The sequence below is a fragment of the Lysinibacillus sphaericus OT4b.31 genome (assembly GCF_000392615.1).
Taxonomy (GTDB): domain Bacteria; phylum Bacillota; class Bacilli; order Bacillales_A; family Planococcaceae; genus Lysinibacillus; species Lysinibacillus sphaericus_B.
The window spans coordinates 1-5,738 of record NZ_KB933413.1 but is presented as its reverse complement, the minus strand read 5'-3'; the positions used below and the strand labels follow the sequence as shown (position 1 = coordinate 5,738).

General features: G+C 38.0%; 4 protein-coding genes and 1 pseudogene. 3 read left to right on the top strand and 2 right to left on the bottom strand.

All coding sequences use genetic code 11. The features are described 5' to 3' along the window. Positions 1-157 precede the first annotated feature (157 nt). Both H131_RS25685 and H131_RS21890 read left to right on the top strand, forming a co-directional pair. Positions 158-425 (top strand): annotated as a pseudogene (locus H131_RS25685) (transposase); the annotation flags it as partial. A 116-nt stretch (positions 426-541) separates the two neighbouring features. Then, positions 542-754, top strand: coding sequence for a hypothetical protein (locus H131_RS21890; protein WP_010861324.1), 213 nt, complete (start codon positions 542-544; stop codon positions 752-754). Here H131_RS21890 and H131_RS21885 read toward each other — a convergent pair. Both H131_RS21885 and H131_RS21880 read right to left on the bottom strand, forming a co-directional pair. Next, positions 728-2,428, bottom strand: a complete 1,701-nt coding sequence (locus tag H131_RS21885) for a GNAT family N-acetyltransferase (protein WP_010861323.1) — start codon at positions 2,426-2,428, stop codon at positions 728-730. The two genes, H131_RS21890 and H131_RS21885, sit on opposite strands and share 27 nt — an antisense overlap. 269 nt (positions 2,429-2,697) lie before the next feature. Continuing rightward, positions 2,698-4,386: an FAD-binding protein gene (locus H131_RS21880; protein ID WP_010861322.1), complete on the bottom strand. Its 1,689-nt coding sequence runs from the start codon at positions 4,384-4,386 to the stop codon at positions 2,698-2,700. 512 nt (positions 4,387-4,898) lie between these two features. On the opposite strand from H131_RS21880, the gene H131_RS21875 reads away from it, so the two are divergent. Then, on the top strand, positions 4,899-5,582 hold the full coding sequence (locus H131_RS21875; protein WP_230491922.1) for a ZIP family metal transporter: 684 nt from the start codon (positions 4,899-4,901) through the stop codon (positions 5,580-5,582). The last annotated feature ends 156 nt before the right edge of the window (positions 5,583-5,738 follow it).

The window sequence follows — 5,738 nt, the reverse complement described above, 5'->3', positions numbered from 1 at the left end:
CCTCGTCGCTACGCTCTTGCGGGACCTTTAGCTCATGCTATTCCCGCAGAAGTCGCCGCCTGCGCTCCAATCAACTAGTGTAGTCGATAAATAATTGAGGTGATGGATAGGAGGACCAAACATATAAATAATGAACGAGATCAATAAGAAATGCTGACATCGGATAATCATTGAACGTCCTATTTTGGCGCATCATGTGGAAGAAGTCGATCATTTACGTCATCAAAGTGACATGAGGCAAATCTATGTACGTCGCAAAGAAACGATTGAACTTGTAATTAAGGATGCGAAAGAAAAACATGGTATGCGTTGGCTAAATCTTGCGAGGGATTAAAAAATTGTCCATGCAGGCGATGCTTACTTTTACTGCCATGAATTTGAAAAAGCTAGTTAATCACATTCCAAATACCTTTTGTCGTTTTTAAGGTGCATTTCAAGCCGTTCACGCTCTTTGATTTGATTTTTTGTCATCATGATCATCATCACCTTAAGGATTTTTAGCAGGTTAGGAGCAGAATAGGATATCCGTAGGCGATACAAGTTGATTGGCGTGGAAGGCGCGACACTCCTGCAGGAACAGCACGTGGGGAAAATCCATTTTTGCGGCGACCCGCAGCAAAAATTAGTTGGAGCCGTGCCTGCGGAAAGGGAGCGCTTGGAACAGAAATCAACGGTTTCTTACGATTTATTCAAAAAGAAAAAGACTGTAGGCACTGAGGATTTTTATTTATATAAGCAATGGAAACATTACTAAATGCCATATATGTTCAAATTTTTGCCCTTTACACTGTATATACTTTGCCCATTCATTTTCTTGACGAGAAATCTTTTTCCATTTAAATAACCGACTAATCCGTACTCGTTCCACTTTTTCAAACCCTAACTTCATAAGTGTTCTTCGTTTGCGCCATTCATACCAATTGACAGTGATACATATCGCCCTTCCTTCTTGCTGCACCTGTGCTATTATTTTCGGAAATAGCTGAGTGGTATACGCTTTAATATACGTTGAATTAGGCGGAAGTTGCTGAGTAAAATCGATCGCTTCCTCTCGTATAAATTGGTCATGGCGCAAAAATAAAACTTGTTGTGTGCCGTCACCATAAAGCCTATAACCTCTAAAATATTGTGAAATGAGCTCTGATCGATTGTCACTTTCCAATGCATCCTGAATTGATATTTCCTGTAAATCCGTTGTTGTTTGACGTACATTACTCTGTAAATAATATAAGTCAAAACTGGTTACAGCTATCATGCGATTTATTCCTTTTTTAAAGGTCATAAACCAATCTTTCAGCCTGGCTTCTTTTAAAAAATATTGAAGCTCACCAAATCGATCACGTTTCAACTTTACCAGCTGATGATTATCACTTAATTTTCTTTTCAATGTATCATGCAATACCATCATCAGCCGTAAAACACGTTCTCTGGTTCCTTTAGTACTCATAACAAATTTTCGAGTGAAATCTATATGTGTATACCATTCAAATTTATACGGTTCATAACCGATGCCAAAATCATAAAAGCGATAGTTTGAACCATGTGCCTTCAGCATATTTGCTCTTTCAATTAAACGCCCAGGACCAAATATATTGAAATCAGGCTCATGGCCCATCGCCTGACAAAAATTCCGCTCTCTGCAACAAATATCGATTGTAAAACCAATCCAATGGTCTTCAAACACTAGATTGTCTACTTCCACACGAAAAGCTTTACTTTGTTGCATTGCTAAACGTTCAAAGAAAAGACGTGTTTGTTGTTCTGTAAACCTACTTTTATCAATTTTTTTGCGCCATCTTCTTTCAAACAGCTCAAACATTCCATCTAAATTTTCCGCACTAACCTCTTGAAATGTTAATTGCCCAAGTGACCTTAATCTTTTTTCTCGACGATGAATGCTCTTAAACTTCTTGTGATGTTTTTGTAGAAAAGCTTTTAGCTCCATTGATTTAAAATCTATATAAGGAGTCACAGTGCGGAAAACTGAATGGGGTAGTTGACGTTCTTGCGCATATTTTTCCATTACATAAGATGTTTTCTTACTTTCTAATAAACCATGCAAGACAAAAATAATTCTTTTATAGTTTCGTGTAAGTTCTTTTAATAAGAAATCCATAGCTTGTTCCTTCCAAATACCCTCAGCAATTACTTCCATATAAGTAGCATATCCTTGTCCTAAAAAGCTAAATTGATGGATACCACCAAACCGAACAGACCGGATGAAAGGGAAAAACGCTATACTGTCTCCTTTGTATTCGACAATGTAAATTTCTACATTTTCTTTGCTTCCGAGTGTCGTCCACCAAGTCGAAATCCATTCATATTCTATAAAAGGATTATCATTCTTCTCACGTTCAAGTATTCCTGACCAAGTGTCCTTATACGACTCTAGCTCTTCAATCGTTGTCACGAGTCTATACACTAACACGTCGTGTTTAGTCACTCCTTTTTACTTTCGCTGAAAATGCTTTGTTGTTTTCAAGCAAATCATTCTGAATGTTTATTTTTTCAATTGTGCACTTCATTAATAGACAATATATTCCTATATACAAAACATTAGAACAATTAGCCTAAACATTCAATAAGTGCTCATTTAGGTATGCTATATAGGCTCTGTCTTTTTTTCCGCAAGCTTTAGGCATCGTAAAAAACCTCCCAATTCAATAAAGAATTAGAAGGTTTTTCTACAAGTAAGTTTTATACCTCTACTAGAGCCGCTTGTTGGTCTTTACTTGCTTTTGCCATGTGAGAGGTAGCAATATAGCTTAAAGTCATGCCAGGCCCGAGTGTCGCACCTGGTCCTGGATAGGTTTCGCCCATAATAGAAGCCGAGCAATTTCCAGATGCATAAAGGCCTTCTATCGGCGTACCATCAGCCTTGACAACACGTGCTTGCTCATCCACTACTAAACCGCCCTTTGTACCAATATCACCCGGATATATTCGCAGAGCATAGTAAGGCGCTTTGCTCAATTCAGCTAAGTTCGGATTTTTCAACGTCGGGTCACCATAATAATTATCATAGGCACTATCCCCTCTACGGAAATCATCATCGTGGCCATTACGAGCAAAGTCATTAAAACGCGTAACTGTTTCTAGTAAATTCTCTGTAGGTACGTCCATCTGCTGCGCTAGTTCTTCAATTGTTTGTGCACTTTTCACAATACCATGGTCAAACCAACTTTTTGGAAATGCTTGCCCAGGAAATAACCCCGTAAAAATATATCGACTCTTTGCCGTTGCATCAATAAGAATCCAAGACGGTACAGCTTCATTCGTCTCCTTATGATGTGCTAGCATATTGTCTACAAATTCATGATAAGGGGCAGCTTCATTTAAATAACGTTTACCCGCATTATTAACAACCATCATATTAGGCACACCTCGGTCTGCTACTAGGAAGAATGGTTGTCCATTTGGATCAATTACTGAGGGTGCTCCCCAAACTTTATCCATAAGATTTAATGTTGCACCGATTCGTAAACCTGGTTCGATAATGTCACCTGTCTGCCCGTCTGGAGTAGAAGTCCATTTGGTATCTGTTGGGCTCGGCAAGTATTTCTCACGATACGCTTGATTATGTGAAAAACCACCAGATGAAAGGACTACACCTCGCTTCGCCTCAATATACAGCTCTTGTCCCTCTCGTTCTACTAGTAAACCAACAACACGATTATTTTCAACAATAAAATCTTTAAACGCTGTTGAAAGCCAAAGTTCACCATTCGCCTCAGCTAGTGACATTCTTAGTCGTGCAATCAATGCTTCTCCTAAGGCTACTGGCTGACTCCCTGTTACTTTCGATTTCACTAGTCTAACGCCTAATTTCAACGCAGTTGTTTTACCAACCGTTGTACGTCTAATCATATTTACCTTATGGAATTCATAGCTATTCATCGTGAAGCCCTTAGTGGACATTGTTGAACGCCGCATTGTATCTACTAAAGTACCCATCTTTTTTACATCAAATAAAAGTGGCTCAATCGAACGTCCTTGAGCGAAGCCCCCTGGTTTTTCAGGATAATAATCCGAATAACCTGTAGCATACTGGAAGCGCATATGATTCGTATGATTGTATAAAAACTTTAACATTTCAGGTCCACGTGTAATGTAAGCTTCTTTTAATGCTGCCGGTACTCGATCCCCAATAGTTGAATCCAAGTATAAACGAGCTTGTTCGTGTGTATCATGAACTCCTGCACCTTTAATCACATGGTTATTTGGAATCCATAGCGCACCACCAGATAATGCAGACGCCCCACCATAATAATCCGTTTTCTCGATGACTAATGATTTCATTCCCTGTAGCTTTGCTGTCAGCCCTGCCGTTAACCCCGCTGCCCCTGATCCTACAACTACCACATCATAACTCGCATCCCAATTCATACACACATTCCTCGCTCTCATTAGTAGTTACTAAATCAATGAATCTGTATAACTACTAAAAGTATAGAATTAAACTAAAATTCAGTCAATTGAATCTACTAATTATTTTTCCAAATTATAACTCTGACTGGTTAGCAATCACATAGTAGACGTGAATGAAATAGAGCGTTTCATATCAGAGAACAATTAGAACATGTTAACGCTTTTTCCCAATAAAAATCCAAACAATATGGATAATACTATAAATCATTGGCAGGTAAAACAAACTACCACTTGCCCACGGAAAGCGTCCACCTGTAGCGAAATATACCTATGTGATAGGAACAATTTCTTTATTTTCTTTCATAATATTTGCCTTTTTGATATGAAATTGCTTCATTTATATGCATTTCACATAGTGTAATTTATTTTTAAAAATTGCAGCAGTTATCATATAAAACTCTAGTTTGCATATATTTGGTAAAACAGCTTAAAGATTATGATGGGGTGGAGGAATACTGTAGTTGAGTGCAATGATACTTGGTGGTTTTCTATTTTTCAGTGTCAGCGTAGGCGGGGCTATCGCTTGGATTTTTTCAAAGTTATTTCAGCATACAACTGAAGGTTTATCACTGTTATGTGGTGGATTTTTAGTGGGGTTGCTTGCGTTAGATATCATTCCAACTTCTTTTGACATGTACAAGTCCTTTAGCATAATTCTTGGCATAGTCATCGGCTATCTGATGTTTCAAATTCTTAGTAGCTTATTTCACCCTACTAATTCTCAAAATCCCTCCGTTTTCTTACTTGCATTCGCTATGATAATTCATACAATTCCAATCAGCCTCACCGTCGGAAATTTACTAGGGAATTCAGCCCTTGGCATCACCATTACCGCCTCAATCATTCTTCATCATCTTCCGGAGGGTTTTGCTTTTAGTACGGCTCTTCTTTCCCAAGGAGAAAAACTATGGCGACTGTTTCTTTATTTTATAGGTTTTTCAATATTCTTTAGTGTCTTTATTTTAATCGGTCAATACACCAATTTGACCGATAAGGTGCAAGGTATCCTAATGGGTGTATCCATCGGTTTGATTGCTACAACTAGTATTTCTGAATTTATCTTGCATCATATTCGGGCAGTGTCGGTAAGGTTATTTTTGACATATATACTATTGGGGTATTTTTTGAGTTATGCGTTTCATTTAATGATATAAAGGGGCGATGCTACAACCTATAAAATTTACACATCGTCCAATTCAATAAAAAATCCAACAATGTCAAAAATGACTTCGTTGGATTCAGGCTGTAGACAAACTCAAAAAATTGAGTTTGTCATCTTTTAAAATAGAAGGGGCATGGCTTCAGTCCAT

Coding starts and splice junctions, on each gene's coding strand:
- H131_RS21880 (WP_010861322.1), bottom strand. CDS start 4,386: ATGAATTGGGATGCGAGTTATGATGTGGTAGTTGTAGGATCAGGGGCA.
- H131_RS21875 (WP_230491922.1), top strand. CDS start 4,899: ATGATACTTGGTGGTTTTCTATTTTTCAGTGTCAGCGTAGGCGGGGCT.